This window comes from Photobacterium sp. GB-50 (genome assembly GCF_003026755.1).
Lineage (GTDB): Bacteria > Pseudomonadota > Gammaproteobacteria > Enterobacterales > Vibrionaceae > Photobacterium.
Map to the genome: position 1 here is coordinate 1 of NZ_PYNX01000006.1, position 16917 is coordinate 16917.

At 36.6% G+C, this 16917-nt stretch carries 15 protein-coding genes; 7 read left to right on the top strand and 8 right to left on the bottom strand.

Going from position 1 to position 16917, the window contains the following annotated elements:
- Positions 1-90 precede the first annotated feature (90 nt).
- Positions 91-942: an SIS domain-containing protein gene (locus tag C9J41_RS09955; protein WP_107294508.1), complete on the top strand. Its 852-nt coding sequence runs from the start codon at positions 91-93 to the stop codon at positions 940-942.
- Between the two features lie 66 nt (positions 943-1008).
- Here the strand turns inward: C9J41_RS09955 and C9J41_RS09960 are convergent, their stop codons facing one another.
- Complete coding sequence (locus tag C9J41_RS09960) at positions 1009-1524, bottom strand: GNAT family N-acetyltransferase (protein WP_107207227.1); 516 nt, start codon at positions 1522-1524, stop codon at positions 1009-1011.
- Positions 1525-1683: 159 nt separating this feature from the next.
- Here C9J41_RS09960 and C9J41_RS09965 point away from each other — a divergent pair, with 159 nt between their 5' ends.
- Positions 1684-2487 (top strand): arylamine N-acetyltransferase, encoded by an 804-nt coding sequence (locus C9J41_RS09965; RefSeq protein ID WP_107294509.1) that lies wholly within the window; start codon positions 1684-1686, stop codon positions 2485-2487.
- Between the two features lie 165 nt (positions 2488-2652).
- Here the strand turns inward: C9J41_RS09965 and C9J41_RS09970 are convergent, their stop codons facing one another.
- On the bottom strand, positions 2653-4449 hold the full coding sequence (locus C9J41_RS09970) for a GTP-binding protein (RefSeq protein WP_107294510.1): 1797 nt from the start codon (positions 4447-4449) through the stop codon (positions 2653-2655).
- 345 nt (positions 4450-4794) lie between these two features.
- Here C9J41_RS09970 and C9J41_RS09975 point away from each other — a divergent pair, with 345 nt between their 5' ends.
- The gene (locus tag C9J41_RS09975; RefSeq protein WP_107287586.1) at positions 4795-5634 is read left to right on the top strand and encodes an SDR family oxidoreductase; all 840 of its coding nucleotides are present in this window, start codon (positions 4795-4797) and stop codon (positions 5632-5634) included.
- 220 nt (positions 5635-5854) lie between these two features.
- On the opposite strand, the gene C9J41_RS09980 is transcribed toward C9J41_RS09975, so the two are convergent.
- Together C9J41_RS09980 and C9J41_RS09985 are read right to left on the bottom strand one after the other, a co-directional pair.
- The gene (locus C9J41_RS09980) at positions 5855-7117 is read right to left on the bottom strand and encodes a dicarboxylate/amino acid:cation symporter (RefSeq protein ID WP_107207231.1); all 1263 of its coding nucleotides are present in this window, start codon (positions 7115-7117) and stop codon (positions 5855-5857) included.
- A 1022-nt stretch (positions 7118-8139) separates the two neighbouring features.
- Complete coding sequence (locus tag C9J41_RS09985) at positions 8140-8550, bottom strand: hypothetical protein (protein WP_146144064.1); 411 nt, start codon at positions 8548-8550, stop codon at positions 8140-8142.
- 134 nt (positions 8551-8684) lie between these two features.
- On the opposite strand from C9J41_RS09985, the gene C9J41_RS09990 reads away from it, so the two are divergent.
- Positions 8685-9590, top strand: coding sequence for a DMT family transporter (locus C9J41_RS09990; RefSeq protein WP_107294511.1), 906 nt, complete (start codon positions 8685-8687; stop codon positions 9588-9590).
- A gap of 150 nt (positions 9591-9740) precedes the next feature.
- Positions 9741-10034: a hypothetical protein gene (locus C9J41_RS09995; RefSeq protein WP_107207234.1), complete on the top strand. Its 294-nt coding sequence runs from the start codon at positions 9741-9743 to the stop codon at positions 10032-10034.
- A gap of 756 nt (positions 10035-10790) precedes the next feature.
- Here C9J41_RS09995 and C9J41_RS10000 read toward each other — a convergent pair.
- From C9J41_RS10000 to C9J41_RS10010, 3 genes are all read right to left on the bottom strand, one after another.
- On the bottom strand, positions 10791-11630 hold the full coding sequence (locus tag C9J41_RS10000; RefSeq protein WP_107294512.1) for a hypothetical protein: 840 nt from the start codon (positions 11628-11630) through the stop codon (positions 10791-10793).
- 252 nt (positions 11631-11882) lie between these two features.
- A complete protein-coding gene (locus tag C9J41_RS10005) occupies positions 11883-12728 on the bottom strand; it encodes an acyltransferase (protein WP_107294513.1) in 846 nt (281 codons plus the stop codon).
- Complete coding sequence (locus C9J41_RS10010; protein ID WP_107247169.1) at positions 12725-12904, bottom strand: delta-aminolevulinic acid dehydratase; 180 nt, start codon at positions 12902-12904, stop codon at positions 12725-12727. The genes C9J41_RS10005 and C9J41_RS10010 overlap by 4 nt, the downstream gene beginning before the upstream one ends.
- Positions 12905-13109: 205 nt before the next feature.
- Between C9J41_RS10010 and hemB the strand changes: the two genes are divergently transcribed.
- A complete protein-coding gene (hemB, locus tag C9J41_RS10015; RefSeq protein WP_107208544.1) occupies positions 13110-14102 on the top strand; it encodes a porphobilinogen synthase in 993 nt (330 codons plus the stop codon).
- Between the two features lie 150 nt (positions 14103-14252).
- On the opposite strand, the gene nagE is transcribed toward hemB, so the two are convergent.
- Positions 14253-15734 (bottom strand): N-acetylglucosamine-specific PTS transporter subunit IIBC, encoded by a 1482-nt coding sequence (nagE, locus tag C9J41_RS10020; protein ID WP_107208543.1) that lies wholly within the window; start codon positions 15732-15734, stop codon positions 14253-14255.
- A gap of 283 nt (positions 15735-16017) precedes the next feature.
- Between nagE and C9J41_RS10025 the strand changes: the two genes are divergently transcribed.
- Entirely contained in the window at positions 16018-16896 is an 879-nt protein-coding gene (locus tag C9J41_RS10025; protein ID WP_107208542.1) for an AraC family transcriptional regulator, read from the top strand.
- Positions 16897-16917: the final 21 nt, after the last annotated feature.

Below are 16917 nucleotides of genomic sequence, written 5' to 3' on the forward strand. Positions count from 1 at the left end.
ACTTATTTATTCAGATAGTTAATTCTACTCAGGTTAAATGAATAATGTTTAGGTCCCGTTGAATAATTAATTCAATAAAATTAGGAAAATATGAGTATTTTAGAGAGAATGCAAAACCAAAGAAGTAGCTTATCGAGTAATGGAGTAAAGATATTAGACTTTATTCTTGAAGACCCAGCTTCGTTAAGTGCCTATGTCAGCCAAGATATAGCGAAAAAGGTAGGTGTTTCACAATCTGGTGTGATCAAATTTTCTCAACGGCTTGGTTTTAAGGGGTTTACAGCACTAAAACTTGCCATTATTGAAGATCTTGCTCAACAAAATGCCATTCTAGAACCCAAAAGACCTATTCATAACAAGATCCATAGCGATGATTCTTCAATAACGATTGCACAAAAGTTAATACAAGAGAAAACACACGCTATGATTGCGACAACCAACGCTATCAACTTTTCAGAATTTGAAACTATCGTAAAGCGGCTAAATCAAGCGCATCGCATACAAATTGTAGGCATTGGGGGTTCAGCATTAACCGCCAAAGATCTCACTTTTAAGCTGTTAAAATTAGGTATTACTGCACTCACTGAACAAGATACACATGTGCAAATCGCAACAGCGAATACATTAACGAAAAACGACATACTCATCGCTATTTCATTTTCAGGAAAACGGCGTGAGATAATAATGGCAGCACAATCAGCTTACGACAAAGGCGCGACAGTCATTGCGTTAACAAATATAAAAAAGAGCCCCTTACGGCAATTAGCCCACTATACGATTGACACTATTGCCGATGAAAAACAATTTCGAAGCTCTTCAATTTCTTCGCGAACCGCACAGAATGTTATCACTGATCTCCTTTTTATGGCCTTATTACAGCTGAAAAGCGATGATGCAAAACTACTTTTAAGTGATATATCATCAGTCATTGATAGAATTTAGCTTAATAATTACCAATACAACATTTGCAAATGTATTTTAATGTCAGACCGTGTCATTAAAGTGAGCTTATAATGTAGAAAGGTAAACACAAACCTCACGCTCTTTTCCTTGCATATGGTTTATCTGATTACCTTTATAGGTTACGCCAAGCTTGTTGATAACCGATCTTGAACGTGCGTTATCAGCTAAATGGGTTACTTGTAACTGCGTTAAGCCACAGTGCTCTTTCATGTACGAAATTAATAAGCTTGACGCTTCAGTCGCATAACCATTTCCCCAAAAAGGAACACCCAGCCAGTACCCAAGCACACCTACGCCATTTTCTATTTTCGGGAAACTAACCGTACCAATGACTTCCATTGTTTGTTTTAAAACGATGGCGTAAACAATACCTGTACCGCTTAAGAACATGTTGCTATGTCCCTGAATCCAAGTGTGTGCATCCGATACAGAGTATGGATAAGGTATATTTGCTGTCATGTCAGAAATTCTTTGATCACTTAGCAAGTTAGCTACTCGTTCAGCATCTGTTAGCGTAAATGGTCTCAAAATTAAGCGTTGGCTTTCTATTGTTTGCTGCATCACATTTGGCTCCGTTTCCTTAATGATGAAATATATGGCTTAAGTGTAAATAATATTCAGCTCCCCCTTGACCTCAACTTAACTTGAGGGTGCAAAGTCGCTTTAACAAATGAATGTATTGAAGCATTCCCTCAGCAAGAACAAGTTTAGAGATCCAATATGAATAAAGAAATGCTATCAGCTTATTTAGAAAAAATCGGTTTTCAAGGAAACACATCCCCTGATTTAACGACTCTATTCGCTCTGCATCAACACCAACATAGCAGTATCCCTTTTGAAAATCTTGATATCGTCAATGGTCGTACTGTCGAACTTGATGAAGATAAAATCTTTAATAAGCTCGTTTATTCTAATAGAGGTGGCTATTGCTTTGAATTAAATAGCTTAATGAATCGCGTACTTAAAACGCTTCAATTTAATGTGGAGAAAAAGTTAGCTAGAGTCCACTTAACTGAAAATCCATCAGGTCGCGGGCATTTAGTCAATATTGTGACTTTCAATGAACAACAATGGCTTGTTGATACTGGTTTTGGCTCAAATACCCCCAGAGCACCACTACCAATTACGTTTAATCAAGAGCTTAAAGAAGAGAAACAAACCTTTCGATTTATCGAAGATGCGTTCTTTGGAATGATGTTGCAATGTAAAGTTCAAGAGCAATGGATAAACCAATATAGCTTAGATATGAGTTATGTCTGTGATGGCGACATTGAATATGCCAATCATTATGCATCCACTCATAGCAACTCACGATTTACAACTCAAGTAGTTGCCGTAGCAAGAACAGAGCATGGCAATAATATTCTCTTAAATAATCGTTTGAAGTTAGCTCACGCCGATGCCGTTACAGAAACTTTTATCAATGATGTCGCGTCTTTTCATCAAATATTAAAACAGCACTTTGGTATCGATAATCCAGTGCAATTAGAAAAATTCGAACAATACTTACTCATTGATAAATAAATAATTAATAGCCTAACAAGCAATGCATTATCTCTACAATTAAATAAATCATTGCTATAAATGTTAGACACAAAAAAGCCCAGCAAAACTCGCTGGGCTTAAAGTGGAATTATTTTTAAAACATATGCTTATGCACAATAACGGTTAAACCTGTTTTGTTACAAACTAATAGCTGTACATCGCTTTTCTAAGACGAATAGCTTTTGGCGTTACCTCAATCAGTTCATCACTATTAATCCACGTTAGCGCTTGCTCTAAACTGAAATTCATAATGGCTTTCATGGCATAATTTTTATCTGCCACTGTTCTCCACATCCGAACGAGGTTCTTACCTTGGCGGCAGTTCACCCACAAATCGGTGTCATTAGAGGCTGCTCCAATAATTTGCCCCTGATAAACCTGATCACCATGGTTAATCATCAACCTTCCTCGCTCTTGTAACGAAGATAAAGAGTAAATTAAAGCTTTGCCAATACCATTTGAAACCAGTACGCCTTCACGTCTACAACCGATATCTCCCACGATTTTTTTACCGTAGCCAACATCTTCCTTATGAATACTTGCTGAACCTTCAGTCAAACTTAGTAAAGTATGTCTAATACCTAACAATCCACGTTTAGGCCCTAAGAATAATAATCGTTGATGACTATTATCCAATGGCTGACTATGCTCGAATTGTGCTTTACGGTAAGCCATCTCTTCAATAACCTTGCCCATAAATTCATTGGCGCAATCAACGTAACATTTCTCGTAAGGCTCTTGCGTCTTACCTGCATCGGATTTCAACAAGATCGTCGGGCGAGATACAGAAAACTCGTACCCTTCTCGACGCATACTCTCAATTAAGACCCCAAGGTGTAATTCACCACGACCTGAAACTTCATAGACGCCTGCCTCTTCTGCCTCAGTAACATGCAGAGATACATTGTGTGAAGCTTCGAGATACAAGCGTTCTGCTAATTCTCGAGATTGTAATACCTTACCTTCTTGACCTGAAAAAGGAGAATCATTCACGCTAAATTTCACAGAAACAGTCGGCGTATCAATTTCTAGTGCTTCAAGCTCAACATCATTGCCACGTGAAGTAACAATATCTGAAATCGCAATATCAGATATCCCTGTTAAGGCTATAATATCGCCAGCCACACCGTAATCAACGGCAACACGACTTAATCCTTGTTGATGATAGACTTCTTTGATCTGACAGAAACGTGCATCTTCACCGGGCGCATTAACCGCAACTTTCTGACCTCGATAAAAGGATCCTGAGATAACACGCCCTATCCCAATCAAACCAAGATATTCTGAGTAATCAAGTTGATGAATTTGAATAACTGGTTCTTGTTCAACGGTTACCGTTGGTGAAGCGACGTTTTCAACTAACATATCTAACAATGGCGCCATGCCATTTTCAGTATCAGCCTCACCAAAGGTGTCATAGGCAAATGCTTCTTTCGCTGAACATGATACTGCTGGAAAATCGAGCTGCTCGCAATCAGCACCTAGCGTTACAAACAAATCATAAAGTTGATCAATTGCCTTTTCTGGCTGTGCCTCTGGACGATCGACTTTATTCACTGCAACCAATAGTTTCAAACCTTTATTTATCGCTTTTTGAGCAACAAATCGTGTTTGTGGCATCGGTCCTTCAACTGCATCAACAATAACAAGTACCGCATTTGCCATATCTATAACACGTTCAACTTCGCCACCGAAATCAGCATGTCCAGGCGTATCGATAATATTTATTCTTACCCCTTTCCAGTCGATTGCCGTGACTTTCGATAAAATAGTGATGCCTCTTTCTTGTTCTTGAGCATTACAGTCCATCACTAATCGTTGTGTGCTTTCTCTACGTGTTAATGCATCAGCTTGTCTTAATAGTTGATCGACAAGTGACGTTTTGCCGTGATCAACATGAGCAACAATCGCAATATTACGAATGTCTTTAGTATTTAACATTTTGTTATCCCCATATCGATGTGATAGCAACATCTTACATGGGTTTAATGAGCACCCAATAACGACATTTAGACTATAAGTATCAATTTAAGGACATTTATTAAATTAACTATTGGGAGTTATGGGTTATATATTTTATTTGTAATCCACAGAGACTTTGCAACGACAGTAAAATTTATTCCCCCGTATACATTCAACAAAGCTTCACTCGACTTTGGCTAAACCATGATTTTCAACGCTATTCAGCATTCCATATCACTGCAAACCTCAAAACTGTTGACACCTGTAAATTTAAAGGTGTATTTTAAATGCAACTTTATTGACCTAGATTAAGGAAATATTAAAATGAATAAGAAAACGGTATTTATTACAGGTTCAAATTCAGGTATGGGCTTATCTACAGCAAAACTTTTTGCGGCAAAAGGATATAAAGTTTACGGAGGAGTTCGTAATGCTGAAACTGGAGAGACATTAAAAAATGATTTTACTGTTAATGACCTAACTATTACGCCGGTTATCTGTGATGTAACAAATACTGATAGCGTCAATTCGGCTATTGAATCTATTGTCAAAGATAGCGGTAAAATTGATATTCTCGTTAATAATGCGGGTTATGGCCTCGTTTCTAGTGTTGAAGAAGGGACTGATGAAGAACTCATACTCCAATACAATGTAAACGTATTTGGTGTGTTCAGAACTTGTCGTGCAGTAATTCCATTCATGCGTGAAGCCGAAAGCGGTATGATCATTAACGTTGGCTCGTTCTTAGGTAAGATGGGTCTTCCACTGTTAACTCATTACAACTCAAGCAAGTATGCGGTTGAGGGTATTACTGATTCGTTACGCTATGAACTAAATCCATTTGGTATTAAGGTTCATACGGTCGCGCCAGGTCTATTCAAAACTGGATTTGTAAAAAATGGGCTTAAAGCGAACACTAAAACAACAAGTGAAGATACGCCTTATGCCACTCAAGCGAGCGCCCTTCTCCCTCAACTTGTAGATATGATCAACAATGGACCTTCACCAGATTTAGTCGCTGATGCCATACTGTCAGTCGCCGAAGGTAAAATTACAGATGCACGAGTTCCTGTTGGTGAAGACTCGGTTTACTTCAGTGATACATTGAATAAGCAAACCCAAGAAGAATTTGAAACCACAGTTAAAAACGCACTTTCACTATAACGAATTCAACACAGTAGCCTATTTTATTACCAAGTTGTTTTACAGCTTTATTCAGAGTCGCTTGGATTGATTTTAGTTGAATAATCGATGTAATAAGTTGAAAAAATTGATTTACGGGAACGGAAAGATAAACAGTAAGTAGTTATAAAATCCGAATTATCAATCATCAACTATAAAAAAGCGGAGCCTAAGCTCCGCTTTATCATTGTGTTAATTTCGTTTAAGCAGGATTTACTTCTGCATTTACTGGCTCTTCAATAGCACCTTCGGTTTTAGCAACAATGGTATTTACTGCCGTATCCCCAACTACATTAGATGACGTACAGAACATATCGTTAATACGGTCAACAGCTGCAACAATAGCTAAACCTTCTGCAGGTAGTCCTAATTGGTTAAGCAATACACCTACCATCACGATACCGCCACCCGGTACACCACCCGCGCCCACAGACAGTAGCAAGATAGTTAAACCTAATGTCACAATATCTGAAGAGTTAATAGGTTGACCAAATGCGTTAGCCACAAAGATGGTTGCTAGTGCAATATAAATAGATACGCCTGACATGTTCATTGTGGCGCCTAGTGGTACACCAAAACCTGCAACAGATTTCGAAACGTTTAACTTTTCCGTTAGGGTTCGCATGGTAACTGGGATGGTTGCATTTGAACTTGCTGTTGATAGCGAGAATAAAACCTGCTCACGTGTTGCACGCAAAAATGTCTTAGGTGATGTACCCGTTGCAATGCTTACAGCCATTGGATAGAAAATGAAGATCCAGAACACCAACATGCTAACAACTAACGCTACGTAACCTGCAACAGATAACAGCGTATGTGAATCCAGTGTTGCCCCTAATTGGATCATTAGCGCGAATACACCGTATGGCGCAAGACTCATCACTAAGCCAACCAGCTTCATCATAATTTCGTTAGCTACTTTAAAGGTACGAATAGCTGGACCACCACGTGAATCTAATGCTTGAATCGCAAGCCCCGTTAAAATTGCCATAAAGATGATTTGTAACATGTCACCATTAGCAAAAGCTTGAACTGGGTTACTTGGTACGATATTCACCACTAAATCAAAGATATTAGGCGTTTCTGTTGTTGTAAGTTTAACGGATTCAGACACGCTTCCTGCTAAATTCGCGCCTTTACCCGGTTGGAAAATCATACCTACAGCTAACGCAGCACTGATCGCAATAATGGTATTAATAATGTAAAGCGCAAAAGTTTTACCACCAAGACGACCAAAAGCTTTAACATCTTTTAGCTCCACGATACCGCAGACAATAGACACAAAAACTAAAGGTACAACAAGCAATTTGATTAGGGATACAAACATCCCCCCAGCCCCTTCTGCTGCCCCTAATAAGTAAGTATCAAAGAGTGCGATATCATTAAAAATATATTGGATTGCTGTGCCGATTATTAGACCTGCAAAAAGACCGACAAAGATCTTTTTTGAGAGCGATTTATCCATTGCTCATCTCCGATTGTTATGTTGTATTTTTATAATTTGATAGTGACTAATAACACTATTTTGCTGCCGAGCCAGTGCATAATACACAACAACATAACAATTCAAAGCATTTATTTACAAAAGTGCAACATCGATCATTTAGAGTAAACAACTAAATTTACATCCATTTATCGCATAACACATTGAGAGATAATGTGTAAATCACCTGTTTCACCTCCAAAAAAGGATATTATCTTGCGAGCAACAAAAAACACCACTGGCTATTTTTCATACAAGGTTTTACTGAGTGTGTTACATGCAATATCTTGGTGAGAATTAATTTTGTATTATGTAGCCATTAAAAAAGGCCACCTAAGTGACCTTTAAATTATTTTTAGTTGCCTACTAACTCTACGTTTACGCACTAAAAACTGTACCAAATAGCAGAAAAAGAACTATAAAATTAAGACTGCCGCCACCGCCACCATTATAATTATCGTTATTGTCATGATGATATGGAATTAAGTCGCCCGTTCTCTTGAATCATTTTTCTTATCATTATCATATGGAATCAAATCATCAGATTTGGTCTTATTAACAACATTCACTTTTAGTGAATTACCTAAAGAGCCTAACTCAATAAAAGCATCTTTTTCATTATTAACGCTAAAGCTTAATTGACAAACATTAAATGGTTTTATTAATCGATTACAGTCCGAATCAGAGTTTAAGGTAATATTATTTACCGTTAAATTCTGAACCGTAATATTATAATCTTTTCCAATATCATTTACTTCAACAACAGTTGGCGCGTTCCAACCATTAATTTATTGGGTTATTACATCAATCGCATTTTTACTGAATGTTTGATAAATGACTGTTTTATTTGTCATGTGAGAATTTGGTACTAGTGTACCAACAAGTGTTACACCATAAGTAAAATCATTACCATGTTCTGTATAATTATAGGCATATTAGGGAGTAGTGAAAATATCGCTGACACTTTATCTTTTTATAAAGTAAAAGGCACGTTTATGGATTGATCATTTAAGCCAAATTACCAGCCCTACGATAAGCAATAACGAAATGATTGGAGTAATAAAGTAAAACGCACCGATAAAAAAGACTGTCTCTTTGCGGTCTGCTTTATCTATTTCGATGTAGTTCCATGCTTTTTTTACATTATCGATTTTACTGACAATATGATTAATCATCAATGCAGGTCCAATAGTAGCAGCCCCTATCAAAACAAACATCAATTCAATAGGAATATGAACGCTAAAAAAACTCTCTAGGATGATGTTAATGGTTAAAAGTACCATCTGAAAGGGTATAGTGAGAGCGAGAACCGTCTCCCAAGATTTCATTCTCCTATTAGAATGAGTTAAATTCTTAGGCGCTATACTGATATAGACAACAGATAGTAATAGCTTTAACTGATCAATTTTTTTCAATGGCGTAACCTAATAGTTAAAATCTCGCTTTTATCCAAGTATTTTCACATCTGGTTTCTTTCTGGTTCAGCATACCTCTTTATAATTACTTTTTGATATGTATACAGAACGTTTAGCAAAATGGCTAGAACATCATGAAACCTCAATACAATAATATGCTTGGCGCACTCTTAATCATTATTGCGACACTATCACTTACTATTAAAGACAGCGCTGATAAGTATTTGATACAGCATGGTTACCATCCCGTTCAAATGGTATTTTTCCGCTTTGCGATCCCGTTTGTATTTATGCTGCTTTTTATGCCAAAACAGACGAAAACCGCAATACTGGCCACCAACGGTAAATTATTGATCCGTGCTGCGATGTTCCTAACCTGTGCTGTAGTTTCGGTGATCTCTTTAAAATATATCCCTTTAGAAATCTATATCGTTATTGTACAAATGAGCAGTGTAGCGTATATGCTCGGTGGTGCCATTTTTTTTAAAGAAACCCTAACCTTACCAAAAATTATCGCAACAATCTTAGGCTTTATTGGCGTAGTTGTTGTTATCAATCCCACTAATGTCGATGGCTTGCATTGGGTCTATTTATTGCCGTTACTTATTGCAGCAACGACCTCTGGCTATAACCTGATAACCAAGACTATCGACTCAAAAATATCTCTTATTTCTGTTTTAATTAACTCGTTTTTTGTTTTAGGTTCAGTTGCAACAATACTACTCATTGCTCAGCCTGATATTTGGAAAACACCGACATTAACAGCATTACCCTATTTTCTCACAATTCCAATTGTGACTATCGTGTCACAATTGTGTTTAATCAAAGCCATGAACGTGGCTGAAGCCTCTCACGTAGCGCCATTCTTCTATTTTCAGATATTGTTTTCATGCGTTTTTGGTTACTGGCTTTTCAATGAAATTCCAACAACATATACCATCATTGGTGCAATTTTCATTGTAATATCAGGCTTAATTATAACTTACGCTAACTATAAACCTGGTTGTGGAAAAGCCCTAAAGCAGTCCAATAAAATTTAAATTCTGCACCAGAATAGTTCAAAAGCTCACCCTTTAAGTGCAAGATCATAGGATCCATACATATGTGACAAATAACTTATTGTTATAAAAGGATTAAATATTGGTATAGATTTTGGATTTAATTTTGTGGCAGATATATAAGGAGTGAATATGTATATTGAACATAAACATTTTAAACTACCTAATAATACCTCAGAGGTTGACGTTTTCATTAGTCCAACAGGCGATATTGAAGTAATGATAGAAGGTAATCAACAAGTTCTAAAAGGCGATTTTCATCATCTTTCATTCAAGATAATAAATACAGGAGTTGATTTGATATATAAAACACGTTCAAAAAAAAGTTCTTGGGATATTATCCTTACTCAACAGGATGCAGAAACCGTAAGTAAAATGATGAATGAAGCCGATGAATATTATGAAATTATTATGCGCGATTTATAAAAATATTGGGGTTAGATACATAACCCCTTTATAATAAAGTTTATAACGTTCATATAAGTACTTCAGAGTTTAATATACAGTTAACAATATAATTAAGAATATTAAAACAAATATCACCACTTCGAACACCCAATAGAAAATTATTATTTAGCTTGACAATATTAATATAATGATAAAGTTTTATGACATTGTCATTACAGGTATTTTATTGGAATCAATTGTAATCATATATAAATAATATGTTATGTATAACATCACGCCATGTTATGTGTAGAAGTTGAATCCTCGATAAATTCTATAATACCAATAAGATAAATAGGTTTATTTCCCACCCAATTTACTCACTGTTATCAATCCATTTTTCTAGCCTCACCTTCTGAATAGCGGCTTATTTTTTTCACGGTAATGTTTACCAGAAAAAACACCAGAAAACATATTGCAATAATAAGTAAAATTAAGATTAACCTCAGTGTTCGGTTTTGTTTACTGTTCTTCTTATATCACTGAAAATAAACACCTTTATTAATAGTAGTTGTTAGTCTTACTAGATTTCGCATTAACACATTATCTATTGATCCGATAGGTATTTATATTTCATAAAATCTTGATATGGTGTGCATTACATTCCCGATCAAAGCACCTGTAGTTTTAACTCATCAACTTTGTCAATTGCCAGAGTTTTTTGTTGATTCTGTTTACTGGTATTGGGCAACGATAATTACGTCCCCCAATCTACCTATAACTCTCAAGTTAAGGCTAATGAAAAATATCACCTGTATGTTCTTGATTATATGTAATATGAGTAATCATTTCCTCATTGGTATAATTAACAATCTGAATTGATTTATCTGAGGTAAATGTTTTAAATAATACTTCACATTTATCATATTCATTTTTTAATTCAGTAAGTGTTTTACCAAACATATCTTTGACTGTTATCGAATATGGTGAAGACATTTTTTTCTCATAGTTAGAATTTAATGAAAAGATAAGTTCCCTATTTTTATTGTCATTATTACAGGATAAATAATTTATATGTCCGGCATTACTGGCTTCACTCGCTAAATTAAGCCATTTAAAAGTGAGAGTATCTGCTTGTTCATCAGATGTGGATTCAAAAGAATAGATACCGTTCGGTAAATCATCAACATAGGTATGCGAGATAATGTCGCCGTTACGATACCAGAAGATCTCATACGCCTTCTCTATTGGTAAATTATTGAAATTAAGTGCTGATGATCCAGAGTGCGAAGCTTCAGGAGTATAAGTCGCACCGCCAACACGTATTTCAATATTATCAGGTCCTGATATTAGCACTGGCCCCGATGAGCTATGCATCCCAACTGCCGCATTAAGCTTATTAAATGCTAAAGCTCCATTCTCTGCTTCTATAAGGTTAAGGTGTAAGTTTAATGTTAAATTTTTCGGATCGTGGTAACACGACATTTCGGGCAAATTACCACAGGTTGTATTTTCAGGTTCTGATACTTCTACTTTATCAGCAGTTACCTGCTCTGCTTCTTTATCACTTCCACTGCCGCCGCCACCACAACCCACCAGTAGGACTAAAGATAATAAGCCGATCCTATGTTTCATATTCACTTCCTTTTGATTTATAATTTATTTATTGTTAATAAATACAAAAGCAAATTACCACTTGCAATTAAATCCTAATGACGAATGTCACAATATGGATTTTCAACATTTTCAGTCTCAAAAGCAGATGAAAATGTCTGAAAATTATCAAGTGAATTTTAGAAAATCATTTAAGGAAATACGTATATTTATCATAAATATGACAGTTAAAATATCTCTTTAAGCTTCGGTGTTTTTATAAATCACACCAGCTTAAGCGAACGCAATGATCACGCTTGGTATACCTACGACAACAAAGTTAATCAATGGGGTTTGTGTCATCAAGGGCTGATAAATCTTAGCGACAGAATATAAAGCGATATCTTGAAAAACATAGGCTGCAAAAGCAGTTCTAGATAACCATTTAGTCCAGTCATTATTTTTATTGAAAAAAGTTTTAAATACATAAAGTACACACATTGACATACCGATAGCGGTAAAGCCCCTAATCAACACATATGAAGATGAAGCGTATTCGCTATTAATTGCGTGTAAGTAAAACATAGTAATAAATGCGAACAGCCATATACAAATACCGACACTTGCATGTTTAACGGTTAGCTTATCTAACCATTGATATCTATAGGCTTGAATACCTAAACAAAACATGGCTATATAAGCAGGGGAATTACCCAAGCTACGGAAGCCCATTAAATTATATCCACCCACGTTTTGTAAGTATAAGAATATGTTATTTAAAGGTATCAAAATAAATGCAAAGACAATAATTATCAAAACAGCAGGGAATGGTGAATCTATACGCTCTTCTACCATAGCTTTATTATTTACAACAATTGAGTAAACAATAGAAAAAACAATTAGTGTCCAACAAAACCATGTTACACCAAGATCTATATTTCCAGTTTTAATAAAAATGGTGAAATTATTGATAAAACCATTATCAATAAATGGATTAATAACGACTAATGAGATTAAAACCGGGATACCTAATCGAATACATTTATCTTTTATAAATAATCGTTGGCCTTTACGTTCTTGAGAAGATGTTACAAAGTAAGCTGATATGAAGAAAAAACAAACTTGTGTTATATGGTTCAATTATCATTGTCAATCCATCGTTCAAGTCTCGCTTTTATTATAGCGGCTTCTTCTGATTTTTCTTTCGCAAGATCGGCGTGTTCACGATAGGCTTGACCTGCAAAAAAACCGGCTACTAAGAAACATAAAACCAACAAGATGAATAAGCTAATTTTCGCTTTCTTTATATTTAACATCGCTATATGTCTTCTTTTTCTCTCTAAATTGTACCTTAAAAGTATAAATTCTAACTTTATAATAATAGTTATAAATATCCAGTATGACCGCTCTAACTACTCACCTTCCCATTGCTGTAATAGCTACTTTCTTTGCATAAAAATTTGATCTGCGTTGTAATATTTGTATGATATATGTCTAATTATTATTAAAAGACATAATCCAATGACTACTACACTAACTTCCCCATTAAAACGTATCCGTCGTATGCGTCGCAGTGCAAATATGCGTGATCTTGTTCGTGAACACGAATTCAAATTAGCCGATCTGATCCACCCTATCTTTATTGAAGAAACGTTAACTGAAGAAGTGCCTATCAGCACGATGCCAGGGATCTCACGTATTCCTGAAACTCTGTTGGCAGATGAAGTGAAAACGCTTTATAAACTGGGTGTGCGTTATGTTATGCCTTTTGGTATTTCGCACACCAAAGATGAGATTGGTAGCGATACATGGAATGATGATGGCTTACTGGCACGTATGGTGAAAACCATTAAAGCAGCATGCCCAGATATGATGGTGATCCCTGATATTTGTTTCTGTGAATACACTACGCATGGTCACTGTGGTGTTTACCATAACGAACATGTTTTAAACGATGAAACATTAGAACTATTAGTTAAACAAAGTGTTACGGCAGCCCGTGCTGGTGCAGATATGCTTGCGCCATCAGCCATGATGGATGGTCAAGTTAAAGCTATTCGCGAAGGGTTAGATGCCGCAGGTTTTGAGCATGTGGCTATTCTTGCTCATGCGGTTAAGTTCGCCTCATCATTTTATGGCCCATTCCGTACTGCGGTTGATTGTGAATTAACAGGTGATCGCAAAGAATACCAAATGGATTGTGCTAATGGTCGTCAAGCATTACAAGAAGCATTACTTGACGAAGAAGAAGGCGCAGATATTTTAATGGTGAAACCGGGAACACCTTACCTTGATGTTGTTGCGAATCTTCGTCGCGAAACTCACCTTCCTCTTGCTGTTTACCAAGTCGGTGGCGAGTACGCTGGGATCAAATTTGCAGCGTTAGCAGGTGCGCTTGATGAAAAACGTGTGGTATACGAAACATTAACAGGCTTCAAACGTGCAGGTGCTGATTTAATTGTCAGTTACTATACCAAGCAAGTGGCTGAGTGGATGGCGCAAGACAACGCGTAAGAAACTTATTTCTACTTCCATCTTAAACCTTGTGCAATCTACAAATGGTTAAGACGACATTTAAATGAATATTTAATCGAAAAAAGTAAACAAAAAAGGAGTAACTGGTTGGACAGTTACTCCTTTTAGCTTAAAAATTAACTCAAAATTTTAACTCATCGTCGCCTTAATACTATTGGCTATAGATTCCGCTTTAGGACCTAAAATTACCTGTGCACTTTTCTTACCAATCCGCACTACACCTTTTGAACCAAGGGCTTTAAGTGCTTCTTCATCAAATAAACTACAGTCATTCACACCTAAACGAAGTCGTGTAATACACGCATCAACAGAGATAATATTACTTTCGCCACCCAACGCTTCAATATAAGCCACAGGATTAAGCCCGACTTCTTGTGATACTTTACTTTCGTCATCATCAACTGAAGGTGTAGGTAATTTAAATACCTTGATAACAAAGTAGAAAATCACAAAATAAATCACAAAATAAGCACCAATTAATGGCACCAGTAACCATGGCTTCGTTGCTAGTCCCCAGTTGAGAACAAAATCAATCAATCCAGCTGAGAATCCAAAACCATGTAAGATACCCAGTGAGTTACAAATCACCATCGATACACCAGATAACAGTGCATGAATACCGTATAAAACTGGCGCGATAAATAGGAAGCTAAATTCAATCGGCTCTGTAATACCGGTTAAAAATGCTGTAAAAGCAAGTGATAACAACATTCCACCGACTAACTTACGTTTGTTTTTCGGAGATGCTAGCGTTAAGGCTAGAGCCGCTCCAGGTAAACCGCCCATCATTACTGGATATGCCCACGCCATATAAACACCAGCAGTTGGGTCGCCAGCAAAGAAACGATTTAAATCACCACGGGTTGTAATATCAGCAATCTTAGTAATAACTGAACCATCAATATTCGGCACCATTTGCCCTATTGATAAATGTGAAACAATACTTGGGTTTAAACAAATCTGATGCAGTGATGAACCGAGTTCATACGACACTTTGGTACATTCGCCAAGACTGAACCAGAACACAGAATGTAGGAAGTAATGTAGACCTAAAGGTATTAACGCACGATTTAATACGCCATAAATAAATTCACCGATATAGCCACTATGAGCTATCCACCCACTGAAATTATCAATGCCTTGCTGCACATATACCCATACTTCACCGCATACGACAGCCATAATTAAACAGCACAATCCAGCAACAATCGGGGTTAATCGCTTCCCTGAGAAAAACGCTAAGAAATCAGGCATTTTTGCTTGATAGGAATAATTATAAGCATGCCCTGAAATAATACCGGCGATAATGCCAGCAAAAAATCCTAGTTTTACGTCAGGGTTAATCGCAGTTGTCGCTTGCGTCAAAATAAAATAACCCACAACCCCAGCTAATGCTGCAGCACCTGAACCGTCTTTTGATAAACCTACCGAAATACCTAAAGCAAAGATTAAAGGAAGATTATCAAAAATACTGCTACCCGCTTTGGCAATAAAAGAGATGTCTAACAAATCGGGTTGTCCAAAGCGCAGCAATAACGCTGCTATCGGTAATGTCGCGATAGGCAGCATCAGTGCTTTACCTAATCGCTGAAAATAAGCGAAATTAACCATATATGTATGCCTTTTTAGAGGATAGATAAGGCAGGTGAAATATAAGGGGGAATTTATATTTCACCATGAAGTATACGGATAACATTCATTGTTTATCCCTACCTTGCCTTTAGCCATACAATAATCCTTTCACCAAACAAGCTTTGATACTTTTTTATCAGTTAGTAGTACTTTTTCATCACAAACGTATTTTTAGCGATAATTTCGATACTATATTGCTAGAAAATAATACTTTTCAATCAGGTCTTATTTTTTAGATAAAATAATCTTAGGAGATCGGAATTTGAAAGCGACATTAGAAAAGGTACCACAACGTATAGGCTGCTCATGGCGATTTAAAAAAATTCTCGAGCCAGTAAAAGATTTCAGTTGGCATTATCACCAGAAAGAATTTGAGTTACTGATCCACCGTAACTTCCGCTCACGCTGTCATATTGGTCATTACCAAGGTGACTTCGATCAAGCCACGATGATCTTAATTGCACCTAATGTGCCGCATGGTATCGAGTCAATTAGCCCTCCTGATAGCAAAGACTATGAAACTTTGGTGGTGTGGTTTAAGCAAGACTGGATCGCGAATATGATGTTCAGTTGTCAGGAGTTAAGGAAAGTTGACTCGCTACTAAAACGCGCAGAGAAAGGCTTACTTTTTAGCCCAGAGACGACTCAAAAGGTGATCACTATCGTCGAGGCTATCGATGAAAAACATTTTGATCCGATTAACTTATTGGCTGCCTTGATTCATATATTTGAAGCGCTTTGCCAAGATAAAGCCAGTCAAACCTTGCTCTCCCATAATGTTGAAAGCAAAAACCACGACCAATGTAATAAAGAGAAAATTGAGCGTCTGTGTGCATTTATCGATCAACATTACGCTGAACCTATAACGTTAGAAGATGTGGCTAACTTTATCTGTACCAGTGAAAGCACTATTCATCGCTTATTTGAACAGCATTTTAATGAAACCTTTATCCAATATCTGAAGAAACTTCGCTTAAACCATGCATCTGAATTATTGGTATCAAGCCGTGACCCGATTTCTCATGTTGCAGAGCAAGTCGGTTATCGAAATCAAGCCAATTTTAACCGCCAGTTTAAACAATATAAGAGTATGACTCCGCGTGAATATCGGCGTACTTATAAACTTGATGCTAAGGTCTAAAAGGTGTGTTTTAACTTTCTG